This is a genomic window from Mesorhizobium sp. WSM4846 (genome assembly GCF_055811415.1).
Genome location: NZ_JBVVPZ010000042.1, coordinates 1 through 20,877 on the forward strand (window position 1 = coordinate 1; position 20,877 = coordinate 20,877).

Genomic DNA, 20,877 nt, shown 5'->3' on the forward strand with positions numbered 1-20,877 from the left:
GCCACACGCTCGTAGCGATAGGGCAGGCCGAGCGCCTCGACCTCGATCCTGATGTCATGGATTTCCAACACCGCAGCTTGCGACTGCGGCCGCCGGACAAAGCTGCCAGAGCGGCGGCGGCGCTCTATCAGCCCCGCCTTGGCAAGCTGCGACAGCGCCTTGTTCACCGTCATGCGCGAACATTTGTACTCGGCCGTCAGCTCGTGCTCGAACGGGATGCGGTGGCCGGGCGCCCAGGCGCCGGACAGGATTCGTTCGCTGATGTCGGACAGGATGCGTTGATGCAGCGAGAGGGGCTCGCCGCCGTCCGCATCCATTGTCTGGATCATGCTCATGCCGAAAGCGCCGTCATCACCTTGCGAAAACGCTCGGCAATAAAATCGCGCCTTGCGTGCCTGCCACTGCTGACCAGTTTCTTGCCATCCATCCAGACACAATCGACCTTGGAACCGTTGGCGAAGATCCAGGTGTCGAGCACTGCATCGCCCGTCTTGCCGGCAAGCGACGGGTGCTTGCCATCGAGCGAGATGAAATCGGCTGGGGCGCCAGCGGCGATCCGCGAGGGACTTGCGCCGAGCGCTGCGCTGCCGCCGACGAGCGCGGCATCGAACAGTGCGCGCCCGGTCGAACCGCCGGCGACCGCCAGCAGGTTGCGGGCACGGTGGGCGAGGCGCTGCGAATATTCGAGCTGCCGCAATTCGTCCGGCAGGCCGATCAGCACGTTGGAGTCGGAGCCGACGCCGAAGCGGCCGCCATGCTGTTTGAACAAAGGTGCTGCAAAGGTGCCGTCGCCGAGATTGGCCTCGGTGATCGGGCAGAGGCCGGCGATTGCTCCGCTTTTCGCCATGGCCGCCGTCTCGGTCTCGGTCATGTGGGTGGCGTGGATCAGGCACCAGCGACTGTCGACCCTGGCATTGGCGAGCAGCCATTCGACCGGCCGCGCCCCGGACCAGGCAAGGCAGTCCTCGACCTCCTTCACTTGCTCGGCGATGTGGATGTGGATCGGTCCGCCGGGTGCCATTGTCGCGATGTTTTCCAACTGCTCCGGTGTCACGGCGCGCAGACTGTGCGGGGCGATGCCGACGACCGCGTGATTCAAGGTGCGAACGGTTTCGTGACATTTCTCAACAAGCCGCGAGAACCGATTCATATCGTTGATGAATCGCCGCTGGCCCTCATTCGGCGCTGCGCCGCCGAAAGAGGAATGTGCATAGAAGACCGGCAGCAGCGTCAGCCCGATGCCGGTGTCGGCAGCCGCGGCGGTGATGCGGTCGGCCATTTCGGCGACGTTGGCGTAGGGCTGGCCGTCGCGGTCGTGATGCAGATAGTGAAACTCGCCGACGCGTGAAAACCCAGCCTCCAGCATCTCGACATAGAGCTGTGCGGCGACCGCCTCGACCTGATCCGGCGTCATCGACAGCGCGAAGCGATACATCACCTCGCGCCAGCTCCAGAAACTGTCGGCTGAAGGGCCGCGCAGCTCGGCTAGACCGGCCATGCCGCGCTGGAAGGCGTGGCTGTGCAGGTTCGGCATGCCTGGCAGCAGAATGGCATGGCGTTCGTCGCCGGGCTGGGATGCGGTGTTCGGCTCGACCGTGGCGATGTGGCCATCACTGACGACGATCCGGGCATTCGAATGCCAGCCGTCGGGCAGAAGCGCCTGTTCCGCAAAGATCGCAGTCACGTTTTCTCTCCGATTCCCTTTGTCCCGTGCAATGATACCACTTGCAGTGCGTTTCGATATGTATATACATAACCACCGCCGATTGAAACGGAAAAGATGATGGCTGGAGAGAGCAAAAGCCGGGCAGGGGAGATCCGCCTCTGGCACAATGCGCGACTGGCGACCATGGCCGACAGCGCCGCCGGACTGGGTATCGTCGAAGACGGCGCGATCGTCGCGCGCGATGGTCTGATCGTCTATGCCGGCCAGGAAGCCGACATGCCGGCAGCCTTCAGCCAGAACGCCGAGATTGTCGATTGCGAAGGCCGCTGGATCACACCCGGCCTGATCGACTGCCATACTCATCTGATCCACGCCGGCAATCGCGCCAATGAATTCGAGATGCGGCTGGCCGGCGCCACCTATGAAGAGGTCACCAGGGCCGGCGGCGGCATCGTCTCGTCGGTCAAGGCGCTGCGCGCTGCCAGCCAACAGGAATTGGTTGCGCAGTCGCTGCCGCGCCTCGACGCGCTGATCGCTGAAGGCCTCACCACCATCGAGGTCAAGTCGGGCTACGGGCTCGATCTCGAAAACGAGAAGAAATCGCTGCGCGCCGCGCGGCTTCTTGGCGAAAACCGTCCAGTAACGGTAACAACGAGCTTCCTCGGCGCGCATGCCCTGCCGCCTGAAGCGAAAGGCGACAAGGACGCTTTTATCGATCTGGTCGCAAACGAGATTTTGCCGGCCGTCACTGCCGAGGACTTGGCCGACGCGGTCGATGGTTTTTGCGAAGGCATCGCCTTTTCGCCCGAGCAGATTTCTCGCGTGTTCGACGCGGCGAAAGCAGCAGGCCTGCCGGTAAAACTCCACGCTGACCAATTGTCCAACCTGCACGGCGCAGAACTTGCGGCGCGCTATGGCGCCCTGTCGGCCGACCATCTCGAATACACTGACGAGGCGGGTGCGGCGGCGATGGCGAGGGCCGGAACCGTGGCGACGATCCTGCCCGGCGCCTACTATTTCATCCGTGAGACCAAGAAGCCGCCGATCGGCCTTTTTCGCCAGCATGGCGTCAAAATGGCGGTCGCCACCGACTGCAATCCCGGCACCTCACCGCTGACCTCGCTGCTGCTGACCATGAACATGGCGGCGACCTTGTTTGGTCTGACTGTTGACGAATGCCTTGCCGGTGTCACCCGCGAGGCCGCCCGCGCGCTCGGGCGGCTCGGAAGCACCGGCACGCTGGAGGCTGGAAAATCGGCCGACCTGGCGATCTGGGACATCGAGCGCCCGGCCGAGCTCGTCTACCGCATGGGCTTCAACCCGCTGCATGCCCGCATCTGGAGGGGACGATGAGTGAACTCAAACTCAAGCCGGGCAACACGACGCTGGCCGACTGGCGCGAAATCTATCGTGGCGCGATGCCGAAGCTGGACGCGGCCTGCTGGCCAAAGATCAAGGCCAGCGCCGAGGCCGTTGCACGCATCGTCGCCAAGGGTGAGCCGGTCTATGGCATCAACACCGGTTTCGGCAAATTGGCCAGCGTCCGTATCCCCGCCGCCGATCTCGAGACGCTGCAACGCAACATCGTGCTGTCGCATGCCGCCGGCGTCGGCGAACCGATGCCGGTCGCTGTTTGCCGGCTGATGATGGCACTGAAGCTGGCCAGCCTGGCGCAGGGCGCCTCCGGCGTGCGCCCGCAGACCATTGAGCTGCTCGAAGCGATGCTCGCCAACGACGTCATTCCGGTGGTGCCGGCGCAAGGCTCGGTCGGCGCATCCGGCGACCTTGCGCCACTGTCGCACATGACGGCGGTGATGATCGGCGTCGGCGAATGTTTTACCCCGCATGGCCGGTTCCCGGCCAAGGTCGCCTTTGTCTCGCACGGGCTGGAGCCGGTCACGCTTGGCGCCAAAGAAGGGTTGGCGCTGCTCAACGGCACACAGTTTTCGACCGCCTACGCGTTGGCCGCCTTGTTCGACGCCGAAGTGCTCTACCAGTCGGCGCTGGTCGCCGGTGCGCTCTCGACCGATGCCGCCAAGGGTTCCGACGCCCCCTTCGATCCGCGCATCCACCTGCTCAGGAGGCATCCTGGCCAGATCGAGACGGCAGAGGCGCTGCGCAACCTGATGGCCGGCAGTGCCATCCGTGAATCGCACCGGGTCGGAGACGAACGCGTGCAGGACCCGTACTGCTTGCGCTGCCAGCCGCAGGTGATGGGTGCAGCGCTCAGCGTGCTGCGCCAGGCCGCCGGCACGCTGGGCACCGAGGCCAACGGCGTCACCGACAATCCGCTGATCTTCGCCGAGGACGACACAGCACTTTCCGGTGGCAATTTCCACGCCGAGCCGGTCGCCTTCGCCGCCGACATGATCGCGCTCGCCGTCTGCGAGGTCGGCTCGCTGTCGGAACGGCGCATCGCCATGCTGGTCGATCCGGCGCTGTCGGGCATGCCGGCCTTCCTGACGCCGAAGCCAGGCTTGAATTCCGGCTTCATGATCCCGCAAGTGACGGCGGCGGCACTCGTCTCGGAAAACAAGCAAAAGGCCTATCCGGCCAGTGTCGATTCGATCCCGACCTCGGCCAATCAGGAAGACCACGTCTCGATGGCGGCACATGGCGCGCGCCGGCTGATCGGCATGATCGAGAATGCGACGGCCGTCATCGGTATCGAATTGCTGGCCGCCACGCAGGGCTGCGATTTCCATGCGCCGCTGGCATCGAGTGCGCCGCTCGAAGCGGTACGCAGGCTGGTCAGGGCCGAAGTGCCGCATCTCGACAATGACCGGCATTTCCACCCCGACATGGAAAAGGCCATCGCCATGGTGCGCAGCGGCGCTGCCGTGAAGGCAGCGGGCGCGGTGGCGCTGCCGGGAATCGCGTCGTGAGGATGTGCGCCTCTATAGGTCGCCGCAAAGTGCCAGCGCAGGGAGACCATTCATGAACGTGCCCTCCTGGCTCACTGTAAAGCGCGGCACCGCCCCCCTGCTGGTCTCGATCCCGCACACCGGAATCGATCTCGCCGGCCTCGAGAACCGGCTGGTGTCGACTTGGCTCGGCCGCCGCGACGCCGACTGGTGGATCGACAAGCTGTATGACTTTGCCGAAGACCTCGGCGCGACGGTGGTGCATACCGCGATCTCGCGCACCGTCATCGACGTCAATCGCGATCCGTCTGGCGTCTCGCTCTATCCCGGCCAGGCAACCACCGGCCTGTGCCCGACCGAGACCTTCGACGGCGATCCGCTCTATCGTGTCGGGGAAGAGCCTGATGCCTCGGAGGTCGACGAGCGCCGCGAAAAGTACTTTGTGGCTTACCATGCCGCGATGCAGGCCGAGATCGACAGACTGCGTGCCGTGCACCGGAAGATCGTCCTCTATGACTGCCATTCGATCCGCTCGATGCTGCCGCGGCTGTTCGAAGGCACTCTGCCGGTGTTCAACCTCGGCACCAATGACGGCAAAAGCGCCGATCCGGGCTTGCAGGCAATGGTCGGCCAGATCCTCGCCGAGACTGGCGAGAGTTTTGTCGTCAACGGCCGCTTCAAAGGCGGCTGGATCACGCGCCATTTCGGCCAGCCGCAAAACGGCGTTCATGCGCTGCAGATGGAACTGTCTAACCGCGGCTATATGCGCGAGCCCGAGGGCAAAGGTACGCCCGACAATTGGCCCGTGCCTTACGACCCGGCATTCGCCGCGCCGATCCGCGCCACGCTGAAGCGGATCCTGGAAAGCGCGATTGCCTGGGCCGGGCGCTGACGCATCGCCGCGCAGCTCATTCGAAAGGAAAAGTGACGCCATGACCCATCCTCGCCACAACATCCGCGAAGTCCGCAGCCCGCGCGGCAGCGAGCTCAATGCCCGCACATGGCTGACTGAAGCGCCGTTGCGCATGCTGATGAACAATCTCGATCCCGACGTCGCCGAAAACCCCAACGAACTGGTCGTCTATGGCGGCATCGGCCGCGCGGCGCGCACCTGGAACGACTTTGACCGCATCGTCGCCTCTCTGAAGACGCTTGGAGACGACGAGACGCTGCTGGTGCAGTCGGGCAAGCCGGTCGGCGTGTTTCGTACCCACACCGATGCGCCGCGCGTGCTGATCGCCAATTCCAACCTCGTGCCGCACTGGGCGACATGGGAGAAATTCAACGAGCTCGATAAGAAGGGCCTGATGATGTACGGCCAGATGACGGCCGGCTCGTGGATCTACATCGGCACCCAAGGCATCGTGCAGGGCACCTACGAGACCTTCGTCGAGGCTGGCCGCCAGCATTACGACGGCAATCTCAGGGGCAAATGGCTCCTGACCGGCGGCCTCGGCGGCATGGGCGGCGCCCAGCCGTTGGCCGCGGTGATGGCCGGCGCCTGCTGCCTGGCGATCGAATGCGATCCCGACCGCATCGATTTCCGGCTGCGCACTCGCTATGTCGACGAACGCGCCGACACGCTCGACGAGGCACTGGAAAGGATCGAGCGCTGGACCAGGGCCGGCGAGGCGAAATCGGTCGGCCTGGTCGGCAACACCGCAGACATCGTGCCGGAACTGGTGCGGCGTGGCGTGCGCCCCGACCTGGTCACCGACCAGACGTCGGCGCATGATCCGCTCAACGGCTATCTTCCCAAGGGCTGGTCGCTCGCCGAATGGCGCGAGAAGCGCACCAGCGACCCGAAGGCGGTCGAAAAGGCGGCGCGCGCGTCGATGCGCGAACATGTCGAGGCGATGGTGGCGTTCTGGAATGCCGGCGTGCCGACGCTCGACTATGGCAACAACATCCGCCAGGTGGCGAAGGAGGAAGGGCTCGACAATGCCTTTGCCTTCCCGGGTTTCGTGCCGGCCTATATCCGGCCACTGTTTTGTCGCGGGATCGGTCCGTTTCGCTGGGCAGCCCTCTCCGGCGATGCCGAGGACATCTACAAGACCGACGCCAAGGTGCGCGAGCTGACGCCCGGCAACACCCACCTGCACAAGTGGCTCGACATGGCGCGTGAGCGCATCGCTTTCCAGGGTCTGCCGGCGCGCATCTGCTGGGTTGGTCTCGGCGACCGCCACCGGCTCGGCCTCGCCTTCAACGAGATGGTGGCGAAAGGCGAGCTCAAGGCGCCGGTGGTCATCGGCCGCGATCATCTCGATTCAGGCTCGGTTGCCTCGCCGAACCGCGAGACGGAATCGATGAAGGACGGCTCGGACGCCGTTTCCGACTGGCCGCTGCTCAATGCGCTGCTCAACACCGCCTCCGGCGCAACCTGGGTATCGCTGCATCATGGCGGTGGCGTCGGCATGGGCTTTTCGCAACATGCCGGCATGGTCATCGTTGCCGACGGCACACGCGAAGCGGCCAAACGCCTGGAGCGGGTGCTATGGAATGACCCCGCAACCGGCGTCATGCGCCACGCCGATGCCGGCTATGACCTCGCCATCGACTGCGCCAGGGAGCACCAGCTCAACCTGCCAGGCATCCTCGGCTGAACCGCGCCTTGCGCATCCTCCGGGCAGCCGAATACCGGTCCATGCCGTGGAAGAACGGCGGCGGGGTGACGACGGAAATCGCCGTCTCGCCCGCAGGTGCTGCGCTCGACGATTTCGACTGGCGCGTCTCCATGGCGCGCGTCGAAAGCGGTGGGTCATTCTCCGAATTTGCCGGAGTCGACCGGAGCTTGGCCGTGCTGGAAGGCGAAGGGATCATCCTTGATTTGGCCGGCCGCCCGGCAGCTACGGTGACCAAAACGTCCGCCCCGCTTTCCTTTCCGGCCGATGTGCCGACGCAAGCGGCGCTGATCGCCGGTCCGATCGCCGATCTCAACGTCATGACACGGCGTGGACGGATGACCCATGCCGTCGAACGCCTGGTGATTTCAGCCGCGACGGACATCCAGTCAGCCGCCGATGCGACCCTCATCCTGTGTGTTGACGGCGAGATCTCGGTGGCCGGCGCGGCGCCTGTCCACATCGGACCGCGCGACGCCCTGTTGCTCGGGCCGGACGACGCTCTGTCACAGCGCCTGGAGCCTGCGCGACCAGCGACGCTGTTCGTGATCCGCATCGATCGCGTTTCGGCAAACGATTAACGCCTGTTTCGAAACATGATCACAACACCGGCGAAATATGCCGTAAGCTCAAGCCCAGATCACGAAAAAGCCTGAATCCTTCCGTCGATCAACTCCCGGCGGGAGGGAAGTGGTTCGTCTGCAGGTCTTGGTGCGAAAATAAACTTTCGGCCCTTGTTTCGATGCAACTAATTCCATTTCAATCGGTTCTAGGACATTGCCGTGGCGGTGACGCCGCTAACGCGTCCCCCATGCGGAATTTTCAATGAATATCCAGACAGACCCCACCCAAATGGAAAAGACGAGCGCGAGCTTTCCGGCCATCACGGAAGAGCCGATACGCTCCAATTTCCTGCCGGAAGAGCGCCTGCGCACGCTGGGTGCAAGCCTCGCCAAGGGCGACGTCAAGGATCTGTTCGGCCTGGAGCCGTTCGATTTCCAGCCACGCGTCCGCGACAGCGCCAGCAAGATCCTCGAAGTCTACCGTTCGACCAATGCCGCGCAGGCGAGAGGCGAGACGATCACGCCGGCGGCGCAATGGCTGCTCGACAACAACTATCTGGTCGAAGAAACCATCTTCCAGATCAAGCGCGACCTGCCACGCCGCTTCTATCGTCAGTTGCCGACCCTGAAACTGTCCGACGGCGCCAGCGTGCCGCGCGCCCTTGCGCTGGCCTGGACCTATGTCGCCCATTCGGACAGTTCGGTCTCGGCGACCATGTTCAAGGCGATCGTCGAAGGCTTTCAGGCCGTCGAGCCGCTGAAGATCGGCGAGCTCTGGGCGCTGCCATCGCTGCTGCGCTTCGTTCTGATCGAAAATCTTCGCCGGATCGCGGTTCGGGTCAGTCGTACCCGGCAGATGCGCCAGATTGCCAACGAGGTCGCAGACCGCGTGCTGGCACTCGATGAAACCGCCGACCGTCAGGCGATCCTGTCGAACTACGTCGCCCATGCACAAGACACCACCTTTGCCACTCAATTGCTCTACCGTCTGCGCGACGGGTCGCAAAATGCCGGCAGGGCGCTGGAATGGCTGGAGGGCGAGCTTGAACGGTCCGGCTCCGACGCCGAGGAAATCATCATCAGCGAGCATCGCACGTTGTCCAGCGGCAACGTAACCACCGGCAACATCATCCGCGGCCTCAGGCTCATCAACGATATCGACTGGACGGTTTGGTTCGAAGATGTCAGCCGCATCGACACCTTGCTGCGCGAGCGCACCGATTTTGCCGCGCTCGATTTCTTCTCGCGCGACCAGTACCGGACCGCGATCGAGGAAATGGCGCGCCGCTCCGATCGTTCCGAATTCCGCGTTGCTGAAAAGGCGATCGAACTCGCCGGCCATGCCGCTGTCGCCGATACCACCGTCACCGGTCCGGCCGCTCACACCGATGTCGGGTTCTTTCTGGTCGGCCCGCGCCGGCTGGAACTGGAAAAGGCGATCGGCTATCGGCCGACGGTCAGCGTCACGATCAAACGGGCGTTCCGCAAGACCGGATGGCTGGGCATTGTCGTGCCGGTGTTCGCGCTGACGGTCCTGCTTCTTGTCCTCTCCGGCAACGCCCTTGCCAGTCTCGGCCTGTCCATACCGTCGATCGTCCTGATGCTGGCGCTGTTTGCCGTGCCGGCCAGCGAAGGCGCGCTTGCCTTCTTCAACACCGTCGTATCGTTGTTCCTGAAGCCGACGCGCCTCGTCGGCTACGACTATAAACGCGGCATGCCGCCCGAGGCGCGCACGCTGGTGGTGGTGCCGTCGCTGATCGGCTCGCGCGACGACGTCGAGGAGAACATCCGCAACATCGAAGTGCACCACCTGGCCAACACGGCGGACGAAATCCATTTCGCTCTGCTTTCGGACTGGCCGGACAGCAAAACCGAAATCGATGCGGCGGATATCGAGATCCTCCAATATGCTCGCGACGAGATCGCGCGGCTGAACGCCCGCTATCCCAGCGAAGGCGCGCCGCGTTTCTATGTCCTGCACCGCCGGCGGCTCTACAATGAATCCCAGGGCGCCTGGATGGGCTGGGAACGCAAGCGCGGCAAGCTCCACGAACTGAATCTTCTGCTGCGTGGCGACAGCGACACCACCTTTCTGCCGCTGGACGTGCCGTTGCCGGAAAAGGTCATCCATGTGATGACGCTGGATGCCGATACGCGCACCACCCGCGATGCCGTCGCCAGTTTGGCTGGAAAGCTTTGCCATCCGCTCAACCGCCCGCATTGCGATGCGGCAAAGCGCGTCGTCACCGCCGGCTACACCATCCTGCAGCCGCGCATCACCGCTTCGCTGACCAGCGGCGACGACGCATCCTTCTTCCAGCGGGTCTTTTCTGCCAATCGCGGCCTCGATCCCTACGTATTTGCCGTCTCGGACATCTACCAGGACGTCTTCGGCGACGGCTCCTTCACCGGCAAGGGGCTCTATCACGTCGACGCCTTCGAGGCGGCGCTGAAGGGCCGCATCGAAGAAAACACCGTCCTCAGCCACGATCTGCTCGAAGGCGCCTTGGCGCGCGCGGCGCTGGTCACCGACGTCGAGCTGGTCGAGGACTATCCGACCCGCTATTCGGTCGACGCGTCGCGCCACCATCGCTGGGCGCGGGGCGACTGGCAGCTTCTGGGCTTCATTCTCAATCCGCGTTCCGGCGTGCCGGCGCTGTCGCGCTGGAAGATGGTCGACAATCTGCGCCGGTCGCTGACGCCGATCTTCTGGGTGATGGCCGCGATCGCCGGCTGGACGCTGCTGCCCTTCACCCAGGCCGCGCAATGGCAGGCGCTGCTGATCCTCACACTTTTCATGGCGCCCACATTCGACATCGTCCACGCCATCCTGCCGAAAAGCGGCGACCAGACGCCGCGCGGTCATTTCTCGGCGCTGGCGCGCGACGTCGTCTTCGGCACCGCCTTGGTGGCTCTGAAGATCGTGCTGATGGCGCATCTGGCCTGGATGATGGGCGATGCCATCATTCGCACGCTCTACCGCCTGTTCGTCAGCCGGAAGAACCTGCTCGAATGGCGCACTGCCTCGCAGGCTCACAAGATCGGCGACAACGATCTCGGCTCCTATTACGGCATGATGTACGGTGCAGTGATCGTCGGCGTCGTTGGCCTCGCCATCCCTGTTGTGGCCGATTCCACCGGAGCTTTCGTCGCCTTCTTCTTCGCGCTGTTCTGGATCGGCTCGCCGGCTTTCGCCTTCTTTATCAGCCGCTCGGCCGAAACCGAGGACCGTTTGCGCATATCGGCGGCGGACATCCATGTGCTGCGCACGATTGCGCGGCGCACATGGCATTATTTCGAGACCTTCGTGACGGCCGAGCATCACAATCTGCCGCCCGACAATTTCCAGGAAAGCCCGGCGCCTGTCGTGGCCCCCCGCACCTCGCCGACCAATATCGGCGTCTATCTCCTGTCAGTGGTTTCGGCGCGCGATTTCGGCTGGATCAGCCTGTCCGACGCCGCCACCCGCATCGACGCGACGATGTCGACGATCGAGAGCATGCCGCGTGAGCGCGGCCATCTCTTCAACTGGTATGACACGACGACGCTGAAGCCGCTCTATCCGCTGTACATTTCCGCCGTCGATAGCGGCAATCTCGCCGGCCATCTGGTGGCGGTGGCGGCAGCCTGTGCCGAATGGGCGGAAGCGCCTGCAGTCCACCTTCAGGGCGACTTCGAGGGTATCCTTGATACGGTGACGATCCTCGACGAAAGCCTGGCGGAGTTGCCTGACGACCGCCGCCAGTTGCGGCCGTTGCGCCAGCGACTTGCCGATCGCCTCGAGGGCATGCGACGCGCGGTCGAATCGATCAAGGCACAGCCGGAGATGGCGTCAATCCGCACCATCAACCTGGCCGTTCTGGCCGGCGAGATCCGCAAGCTCGCCATCGCCATCCATACTGAGGCCGCATCGACGCAGAGCGACACCATCGCCGACTGGGCGGCAAGACTGGAAGCCACCTGCGAAGCGCATGTCCATGACGCGCATAGCGACGACACTGCCGTCGAGGCGCTGCGGGCCAAGCTTCTGTCGTTGCGCGAGCGTACGCGCCGCTTTGCCTTCGAGATGGATTTCTCCTTCCTCATGCGCAAGGAACGCAAGCTTCTGTCGATCGGCTACCGGGTCGAGGAGCATCAGCTCGACGAAAGCTGCTACGACCTGCTGGCTTCCGAGGCGCGGCTGACCAGCCTGTTCGCCATAGCCAAGGGCGATCTGCCGACGGAGCACTGGTTCCACCTCGGCCGGCCGATCGTCGAGATCGGGTTCAAGGGCGCGCTGATGTCCTGGTCCGGCTCGATGTTCGAGTATTTGATGCCGCCGCTGGTGATGAAGGAGCCGCAAGGCAGCATCCTCAACCAGACCAGCAAGCTCATCATCAAGCGCCAGATCCAGTACGGCCGCTCGAAGGACGTGCCCTGGGGGATTTCGGAAGCGGCCTACAACGCCCGCGATCGCGAATTGACCTACCAGTACACCAACTTCGGGGTGCCCGGGCTGGGCCTGAAGCGAGGTCTCGGCCAGAACACGGTGATTGCCCCTTATGCGACCGTGCTGGCGGCGCAGTTCACCCCGCGTGAATCGGTGCAGAACCTGGCCAGGCTGCGGCGGCTCGGCGCCCTTGGCCGGCACGGCTTCTACGATGCGGTCGATTTCACGCCGCAACGCGTGCCGGAGGGCACCGACCATGTCGTCGTGCTGAACTACATGGCCCACCATTCCGGCATGTCGATCGCCGCCGTCGCCGACGCCATCTTCGAAGGACGCCTGCGCGACCGCTTCCACAGCGATCCGGTGATCGAGTCGGCCGAGTTGCTGCTGCAGGAAAGAGCGCCGCGCGACATCCCGACCGCCACTGTCAGGACCGAGGCCGACGAACGGTCTAAGGACGAAACGGAAGCCGAGAGCCCCGATACGCGCATCGTGCTCAACCCGCTCAAGGCGCTGCGTTCGACCAGCGTCATGTCCAATGGCCGCTACTCGGTCATGGTTACCGCGACCGGCTCCGGCTATAGTCGCTGGGGCGAGCTTGCCGTCACGCGCTGGCAGCCGGACCCGACCGAGGATCGGCTTGGCTCCTACATCTTCCTGCGCGACTCCGGCACCGGCGACTGGTGGTCGGCCACCGCCGAGCCGAAGCGTGCCACCCACGAAGAGGTGCGGACGCTGTTCTCCGACGACAAGGCGAGCTTCGTCAAGTCAGTGGGATCACTGCGTTCGGAGGTCGAATGCATCGTCATTTCGGAAGGAAATGGCGAAGGCCGGCGGGTGACGCTCTACAATGACGGCCCGGTCGACCGGCATATCGAAGTGACCTCGTTCGCTGAACTGGTGCTGGGCTCCGAAGCATCCGACAACGCGCATCCGGCGTTCTCGAAAATGTTCGTGGAAACCGAAATCGCTGCGAATAACGCAGCGATCTTCGCCACCAGACGTAAGCGGGAAACGGACGAGCCTGATGTCGCCATGGTGCATTTCGTCACCGACCCGTCTGGGTCGACGCGCGACGCCGAGGCCGAAACCGACCGGCGCGCTTTCATAGGCCGCGGCCGCACCATTACCGAGGCCGCCGCATTCGATCCCGGCGCCAAGCTTGGCGGCCATTCCGGCTTCACGCTGGATCCGGTCGCGGCACTTCGCCGACAGGTGCGCGTGCCGGCCAACAAGAAGATAGCGCTGACCTTCTGGACTGCCGTCGGCGCCAACCGTGCCGATCTCGAAGAAGCCATTGCGCGGCTTGATCATCCGGAAGCCTTCGCGCGCCAGGCGATGCTCGCCTGGACCCGCTCACAGGTGCAGACCCGGCATCTCGGTCTCAGCCTTGCCGATGCCGCCAATGTGCAGAATCTGGCGCGCTACCTGATCTATCCGGATCCGTTCCTGCGGCTTCCGGCCGAATCGATCGCTTCCGGGCTCGGTAGGCAATCGGGCCTATGGCCGACCAGCATATCCGGCGACTTTCCGATTTTCCTGGTCAGGATCGGCGATGTCGCCGATCTCGAAATCGTTGCCCAGGCGCTCCGCTTCCAGGAATACATGCGCGCCCGAGGCATGATGATCGACTTTGTCGTCATCAACGAGCAGGCTTCGTCCTACGTGCAGGACCTGCAACGGGCGGTCGAGACGCTGTGCGAAAACAGCCGCCTGCGCGGCAAGGAGCTAGGACCCCGCCAGCACATCTTCGCGGTGCGCCGCGACCTCATGGACGAGGCGACCTACAAGACGCTGCTGGCCACTGCTCGCGTCGTTCTGCACACGCGCAACGGCACCATCTTCGATCAGATCGAGCGCGCCGAGGCCGCTGCGCTGCAAGCGCGGGACGCCTTGCAGCCGGCGGGTGCAGCAGCGCTTCGTGAACCGTCTCCGCCGGCGCCACAGACGTGGGCCCAAGCCTCGTTCGACGGCAGTGCCGACGGCAGCGGGCTCAACCAGTGGAACGGTTTTGGCGGTTTCGAGGGCGACGGACGCCACTATGTCGTGCGCCTTGCTGGCCGCCGCACGACGCCGCAGCCCTGGATCAACGTCGTCTCCAACGCCTCGTTCGGTTTCCACGTTTCGGCTGAAGGCGCTGCCTTCACCTGGAGCCGAAACAGCCGCGACTATCAACTGACGCCGTGGGCGAACGACCCGGTCACCAACCGGCCAGGCGAGGGCATCTATATCTACGACCATGCCAGCGGCCGGGCGTTCTCGCCGCTGGCCGCCGTCGTCCGCGATCCCGCCATGACCTACGAAACATGGCACGGGCAGGGGTTTTCGACCTTCCGTTCGAAGCGCGGGCCGCTGTCGATGGACCTTACCCATGTGGTGGATTCCGTCGATCCGGTGAAAATCTCCAGGTTGCGCATCCAGAATTCCGGTTCGGCGCCGGCGCGACTGCGCGTCTATGCCTATGCGGAATGGGTTCTTGGCAGCCATCGTTCGCGCACGGCGGCGACCATCGTTCCGTCCAGGGATGCCGCGACGGGCGCGTTGCTGGCGCAAAATCCCTACGGGCTCGATTTCAGCGAGCGGGTCGCCTTCCTGGCCGCCGACGGCGCGGCACACTCGGTGACGGCCGACCGCGGCGAGTTCATTGGCCGCCACGGCACCAGCGAACTCCCGCAAGCCGTGCTCAGCGGCGCAAGCCTGTCGGGCCGCGTCGAGGCGGGCGACGATCCTTGTGCGGCAATTGCACGCGATGTCGAGATCCCTGCCGGCGGCGACGTGACGCTGCTCTGGCTGCTCGGCGATGCAGCCTCTGCCGAGGAAGCCAGCGCGCTGGTACGGCATCACTGCAGCAAGGATTTCGATCAGCGGCTGACTGACAATGAACGCACGTGGCGAGGGTTTCTCGACACCATCCAGGTCGAGACGCCGGACAGGGCGCTCAACGCGATGGTCAACCACTGGCTGCCCTATCAGAGCCTTGCCTGCCGCATCCGCGCCCGCTCGGCGTTTTACCAGGCGAGCGGCGCCTTTGGCTTCCGCGACCAGTTGCAGGACACGCTGGCCCTGCTTCTCCATGATCCGAAACTGGCGCGCGACCAGATCCTCAACGCGGCGCGGCGGCAATTCCCCGAAGGCGACGTGCAGCATTGGTGGCTGCCGCGAACCGAGGCAGGCGTCCGCACCATGATTTCCGACGACGTGGTCTGGCTCGCCCACGCCACGGCACACTACTTGCTGGTGACCGGCGATACCGCGATCCTCAGGGAACAATTGCCCTTCATCGAAGGGCCGTCGCTGGAAGAAGGCGAGCACGACGCCTTTTTCACGCCGGAGATATCGAAGAAGACCGCTTCACTCTACGATCATTGCGCGCGCGCACTTGACCTTGCCATCAAGCGCAGCAGCCCCGCCGGACTGCCGCTGATCCTCGGCGGTGACTGGAACGACGGCATGAACCGTGTCGGCGAGCAAGGTAAGGGCGAGAGCGTCTGGCTGGGTTGGTTCCTGCTGAAGACGCTGGGCGACTTTGCAGCTGTCGCCAAGGCGGAAGGCGACGCCAAGCGCGCGCAAGCCTGGACAAAACACGCGGGTGTGCTGAAGCGGGCGCTTGAAAGCACGGCCTGGGACGGTGAATGGTACCGTCGCGGCAGCTTCGACGACGGCACGCCGCTGGGGTCGCGCAGCTCGCAGGAATGCAAGATCGACTCGATTGCCCAGTCGTGGAGCGTGCTGTCGGGCGAGGGCGATCCGGCGCGATCGACGACGGCGATGCAGCAGGCGATGAAAATGCTCGTCGACGACGAGCTCAACATCGTCAAGCTTTTCACGCCGCCCTTCTCCAGGACGGAACAGAACCCAGGCTACATCAAAAGCTACCCGCCGGGTGTCCGTGAAAACGGCGGCCAATACACCCACGCGGCGACATGGTTCGTCATTGCGCTCGCCGAAATGGGGCGCGTCGACGACGCCTACCGCTGCTTCTCGATGCTAAACCCGGTCAACCATGCACCCGACGAAGCCGCTGCCGAGCACTACCGCGTCGAGCCTTACGTCGTCGCGGCAGACGTCTACGCCGGGCAAGGCAAGGGCGGCCGCGGCGGCTGGACCTGGTATACCGGCTCGGCCGGCTGGCTTTATCGCGCGGCGGTTGAAGGCATCCTCGGCATCGAGCGCAGGGGCGAGCGCATCCAGTTCAGGCCGAAACTGCCCAGCCATTGGGATGGCTATGCGGCAACGCTCAAGGTGCTAGGGGCCGAGCTCAGGGTTCAGGTTGTCCGCGACAAGAAGGCCAAAGCCGTCTCGCTCGAGGTAAATGGTAAAAAGACGAAGGCTTCGTCTTTCGAACCGAAAGCCGGCGACAAGGCCGATCTGGTCGTCAGGATATCGGCGTAGCTTCAAGGATTTGGAGCGTCTTTGTGCATCTTGAGGATGTGCGTTATTTAAAGTTGCTCGAGCAATTCTATTGCGCATGAGATTTCCCAAAAGCCGATGCAGGCTTTTGGGATTCGTACATGCCAAGTTGCTGATTAAAATTTCGGCAGTGCTTCCTACCTGCCACGATTTTGCCGCAAGGCTGACATTTTACCTTTCTTCTCAAACCGTTACGTGATCACGACAGATTTCGCAGCGTCGCCATCTTTTGTTCGCGAATTGGGAACTGAAGGGGTACGAGGGCATTGTTTCGCGACACGTCAACGAGTACGAGTCAGAAAATGATGCAGTGCACAATAACAATTTGCCGGAGTAGCTGAAGTGTCCCTTCTGCAAATCTACTGGAGAGCGCTCGGTTATCTCGCTGCCGACAGAAAACGCGTCGCGTTTATCTGTGGGGCGAATGTCGCGCTTGCGATTATCGCCATCCTTGAGCCGATCATGTTCGGACGGGTAATCGATGCCATTTCGGATAGTGGCTCGGTCTTTTCGACGCTCGGCCTATGGGCCGGTATCGGCGTCTTCAACGTCATCGCCTTCGTCCTGGTGGCGCGCGGCGCGGACCGTTTTGCCCATGCGCGGCGCAGCGAGGTTCTTTGCCAATCATTCGAGCGCGTGATCACCATGCCGCTTGCCTGGCATCATCAGCGCGGCACCTCCAATTCCCTGCATACGCTTCTGCGCGCGGTCGAGACCTTGTTCAGCCTCTGGCTCGAGTTCATGAGGCAGCATTTGTCCACGGTTGTCGCGCTGGTTCTGCTGGTGCCGACGGCGCTCAGCATGGACATTCGCATGTCGATGGTCCTGCTGGCGCTGGGCGCGCTCTACGTCGGAATCGGCCGGCTGGTGATGCGTCGCACCAAGGAAGGCCAGGCGTCCGTGGAGCGGCACTTTCACCGGGTGTTCGCGCATGTGAGCGACTCGGTCAGCAATGTCGCCGTGCTGCAGAGCTACAATCGCATCGGCCACGAGACCGACGCCTTGAAGCGCTATGTCAAGAATCTGCTTGATGCGCAGTATCCGGTGCTCGACTGGTGGGCGTTGGCCAACGCCCTGCACCGTCTGTCGTCGACCATTTCGATGATGGTCGTGCTGTTGATCGGCTCCTATCTGGTCATGCAGGGCCAATTGCGTATCGGTGACGTCATCGCGTTTACCGGCTTTGCCACGCTGCTGATCGCCCGGCTCGACCAGATGTCGGCCTTCGCCAACCAGATTTCGGAAGCCAGGGCCAAGCTCGAGGAATTTTATCGCCTTGAGGACTCCGCGGCCGAGGCCGCCGAGCCGGACGGGTTGCGTGACCTGGTCAACGTCACTGGTCATGTGCGTTTCGAAAACGTCAACTTCGAATTCGCCAATTCGGGGCAGGGCGTGAACGATGTCTCGTTCGAGGTCCATGCCGGCCAGACCGTGGCCATCGTCGGCCCGACGGGCGCAGGCAAGACCACGCTGATCAATCTCCTGCAGCGGGTCTTTTCGCCGTCCAGCGGCCGTATCCTGATCGACGGTATCGATACCCGCACGGTGACCCGCAAGTCGCTGCGCCACTCGATCGCCACCGTGTTCCAGGATGCCGGCCTGCTCAACCGCTCGATCGAGGACAATATCCGCGTCGGGCGCGCCGAGGCGACCTATGATGAGGTCCACGCCGCCGCCAATGCCGCTGCCGCGCAGGATTTCATCCTGTCGAAGAGCAACGGCTACGATACGGTCGTCGGCGAACGCGGTGGACAACTTTCGGGCGGCGAGCGCCAGCGTATCGCAATCGCGCGCGCCGTGCTGAAGGATTCACCCATCCTGGTGCTCGACGAAGCGACCAGCGCGCTCGACGTCGAGACGGAAGACCGCGTCAAGGAAGCGATCGACGAATTGCGGCGCGGACGCACCACCTTCATCATCGCGCACCGCCTGACCACTGTTCGCGATGCCGATCTGGTCGTCTTCATGGACAAGGGCAAGGTGGTCGAAATGGGCGGCTTTGCCGAATTGTCGATGCGCAATGGCCGCTTCGCCAGCCTGCTGCGCGCCGGCGGCCTGCTCAACGACGAGGAAGTCCGCCGCCTCAGCCGCACCATCACGGACGCGGCCGCCTGAGTTCTTGCCTTCTCCCCTTGTTGTGGGAGAAGGCGTCGCCGAAGGCGACGGATGAGGGGTGCTCGCTTGGCGCCGGCCTCACTCCGTCCAGCACTCCTCATCCGGCTCGGCGCTGCGCCGATCCACCGCCCGGGGCGAGTCACGGGCCTCGCCCGCCCTTCGGGCCCCACAGGGGGAGAAGGGAACGCGCGCCTGCGACACGGTGCTGTAGTTGCCCCAAGCCCATCACCGGTTTATGTAAAGCCGCATGAGTGACCTGACTTCACGCCTCAGCGGCTGGATGGATTTCGCCAACCCGACGCGGTTTGTCGGGTTGGCCGACAAGGTGGTGCCGTGGCTGGCAACCATCGCCACACTCCTCCTGGCCGCCGGGCTCTACATGAGCTTCACGGCGCCGGAAGATTTCAAGCAAGGCATCACCGTACGTATCATGTACATCCATGTGCCCTTCGCCTGGCTGGCCATGATGTGTTTCACGCTGATGGCGGTTTCCGCATTGGGCACGCTTGTATGGCGCCATCCGCTGGCCGATGTCGCGCTGAAATCGGCGGCACCCATCGGCGCCGTCTTTACAGCGCTCGCGCTGATCACTGGTTCGATCTGGGGCAAGCCGATGTGGGGCACCTGGTGGGTGTGGGACGCGCGGCTGACCTCAGTGTTCGTGCTGTTCCTGATGTATCTCGGCATCATCGCGCTGACGCGGGCCCTCGACGATGCAGCACGCGCGGCCTGGGCCGCCGCAATCATCACCCTGGTCGGCTTCATCAACATCCCGATCATCAAATTCTCGGTCGACTGGTGGAACACGCTGCATCAGCCGGCTTCGGTGATCCGGCTCGGTGGGCCGACCATCGATCCCAGCCTGTTGCGGCCGTTGCTGGTGATGGCTCTGGGCTTTACCGTGCTGTTCTTCGCGCTGCATCTGATGGCGATGCGCACGGAAATCCTGCGTCGCCGGGTCATTGCCATGCGCCGCGTCGCGGCACGGCAGGCCGAACGGCAATCAGCCTGACTCACTTCAGCTTTGCCCCTCGCAGGCTCAGGGGGTCAAAGCTCGAAAGCCAAGCAATTGGCTTTCCGTCCGCTCCGCGGACCGCTTCTCATCCCATGCGGCCGCGCGCCGCCACCGGCAGCGTCTCCAACACCTGTTCTCCGGCGATCAAGTGAACTTCGTCGAACAGATTGGTGACAACGCAGCAATGGTCGGGCACGATGCGCACGCGCTCGCCGATACGCAGCCTGGCGTCGCCGGAAAGCGTGACGTTGCCGTGCTCCTCACTGAGGCTGGTGACGGTGGCGCCGGGAGTACCCAGCAATTCGCCGAAATCGGGCAGCCCCAGCGTATCGCTGGACAAGGCCTTGCTGCCGGCATCGAGGATGGCCCGTGTCGGCGTCGGATGGCTGACCACCGTCGACAGCACCGTCAGCGCGCAATCGTCGAGGCTGCCGACGCCCTTGGCGACCTGGTAGCGGTCGAGATAGATGTAGGTGCCAGGGCGGTACTCGGTGACGACGGAAGCCTCGCTTGCGCGCCACAAATCCGGCGTGCCGCCGCTGGAGATGCGTTCGCAGGCGAGGCCGGATGCGGCGAGCGCCTGGCGCGCATCGGCGAGCCAAGTCTCGGCCTCGGCGGCGCGGCCTGCCGCCGGATAGGTCATCAGCCCGCCGAAGGCGAGCCCCCTGGCCTTGTCGATCTCCCTGGCCAGCGCGACAGCCTCGCTGGCCGACTGGACGCCGCAGCGGCCCATGCCGGTATCGCACTCCACCAGCACCTGTAGCGGCCGGCCTGGATCGGTGAAGGTGGCGGCGAGACCCGCAAACGTCTCCATGCTGTCTGATGTCACCGACAGCGTCACGCGGCCATGCAGCGCCTTGAGACGCTCCAGCTTGGCGCGGCCGAGAATATTGTAAGGCAGAAAAATGTCGGTGAGCCCGGCATCGGCCATCACCTCGGCTTCACCGATCTTCTGGCAGGTGATGCCGACCGCACCTGCTGCGATCTGCTTCTTGGCCCAGTAAGGCAGTTTGTGGGTCTTGATGTGCGGCCTGAGCTTCAGCCCGTGGCGGTCGGCGTGCGCCTGCGCCCGCGCGATGTTGGCTTCGGCGCGGTCGACATCGATCAGGATCGCCGGTGTATCGAGGTCGTCTATGCTCGGCATGGATTTTCACCCTGGGATTTGCCTGGACTTATGGCCTTGATCGGCCCGGA

General features: G+C 63.9%; 11 protein-coding genes. 8 read left to right on the forward strand and 3 right to left on the reverse strand.

The window, feature by feature from the left end; all coding sequences use genetic code 11:
• Together AC0L15_RS26490 and AC0L15_RS26495 are read right to left on the reverse strand one after the other, a co-directional pair.
• A partial coding sequence (locus tag AC0L15_RS26490; RefSeq protein WP_473497604.1) for a GntR family transcriptional regulator occupies positions 1-335 on the reverse strand: 335 nt, incomplete at its 3' end.
• Positions 332-1,684 carry a formimidoylglutamate deiminase gene (locus tag AC0L15_RS26495; protein ID WP_287247684.1) on the reverse strand — a complete coding sequence of 451 codons (1,353 nt, stop codon included), beginning with the start codon at positions 1,682-1,684 and terminating at the stop codon, positions 332-334. The genes AC0L15_RS26490 and AC0L15_RS26495, both read right to left, overlap by 4 nt.
• A 99-nt stretch (positions 1,685-1,783) precedes the next feature.
• On the opposite strand from AC0L15_RS26495, the gene hutI reads away from it, so the two are divergent.
• From hutI to AC0L15_RS26535, 8 genes are all read left to right on the forward strand, one after another.
• Complete coding sequence (gene hutI, locus AC0L15_RS26500; RefSeq protein WP_287247683.1) at positions 1,784-3,019, forward strand: imidazolonepropionase; 1,236 nt, start codon at positions 1,784-1,786, stop codon at positions 3,017-3,019.
• A complete protein-coding gene (hutH, locus tag AC0L15_RS26505; RefSeq protein ID WP_287247681.1) occupies positions 3,016-4,551 on the forward strand; it encodes a histidine ammonia-lyase in 1,536 nt (511 codons plus the stop codon). Before hutI ends, hutH begins: the two co-directional genes overlap by 4 nt.
• A gap of 52 nt (positions 4,552-4,603) precedes the next feature.
• Entirely contained in the window at positions 4,604-5,422 is an 819-nt protein-coding gene (hutG, locus tag AC0L15_RS26510; protein ID WP_287247680.1) for an N-formylglutamate deformylase, read from the forward strand.
• Positions 5,423-5,462: 40 nt separating this feature from the next.
• Complete coding sequence (gene hutU, locus AC0L15_RS26515) at positions 5,463-7,133, forward strand: urocanate hydratase (RefSeq protein ID WP_287247679.1); 1,671 nt, start codon at positions 5,463-5,465, stop codon at positions 7,131-7,133.
• A gap of 8 nt (positions 7,134-7,141) precedes the next feature.
• On the forward strand, positions 7,142-7,732 hold the full coding sequence (locus AC0L15_RS26520) for a HutD/Ves family protein (RefSeq protein WP_128176929.1): 591 nt from the start codon (positions 7,142-7,144) through the stop codon (positions 7,730-7,732).
• Between the two features lie 244 nt (positions 7,733-7,976).
• Positions 7,977-16,535 carry a glycoside hydrolase family 94 protein gene (locus AC0L15_RS26525; protein WP_287247678.1) on the forward strand — a complete coding sequence of 2,853 codons (8,559 nt, stop codon included), beginning with the start codon at positions 7,977-7,979 and terminating at the stop codon, positions 16,533-16,535.
• Positions 16,536-16,895: 360 nt separating this feature from the next.
• The gene (locus AC0L15_RS26530; protein ID WP_287247677.1) at positions 16,896-18,668 is read left to right on the forward strand and encodes a glucan ABC transporter ATP-binding protein/ permease; all 1,773 of its coding nucleotides are present in this window, start codon (positions 16,896-16,898) and stop codon (positions 18,666-18,668) included.
• 247 nt (positions 18,669-18,915) lie between these two features.
• A complete protein-coding gene (locus AC0L15_RS26535; RefSeq protein ID WP_287247676.1) occupies positions 18,916-19,680 on the forward strand; it encodes a heme ABC transporter permease in 765 nt (254 codons plus the stop codon).
• Between the two features lie 88 nt (positions 19,681-19,768).
• Here the strand turns inward: AC0L15_RS26535 and AC0L15_RS26540 are convergent, their stop codons facing one another.
• On the reverse strand, positions 19,769-20,827 hold the full coding sequence (locus AC0L15_RS26540; RefSeq protein WP_287247674.1) for a D-TA family PLP-dependent enzyme: 1,059 nt from the start codon (positions 20,825-20,827) through the stop codon (positions 19,769-19,771).
• Positions 20,828-20,877 lie beyond the last annotated feature (50 nt).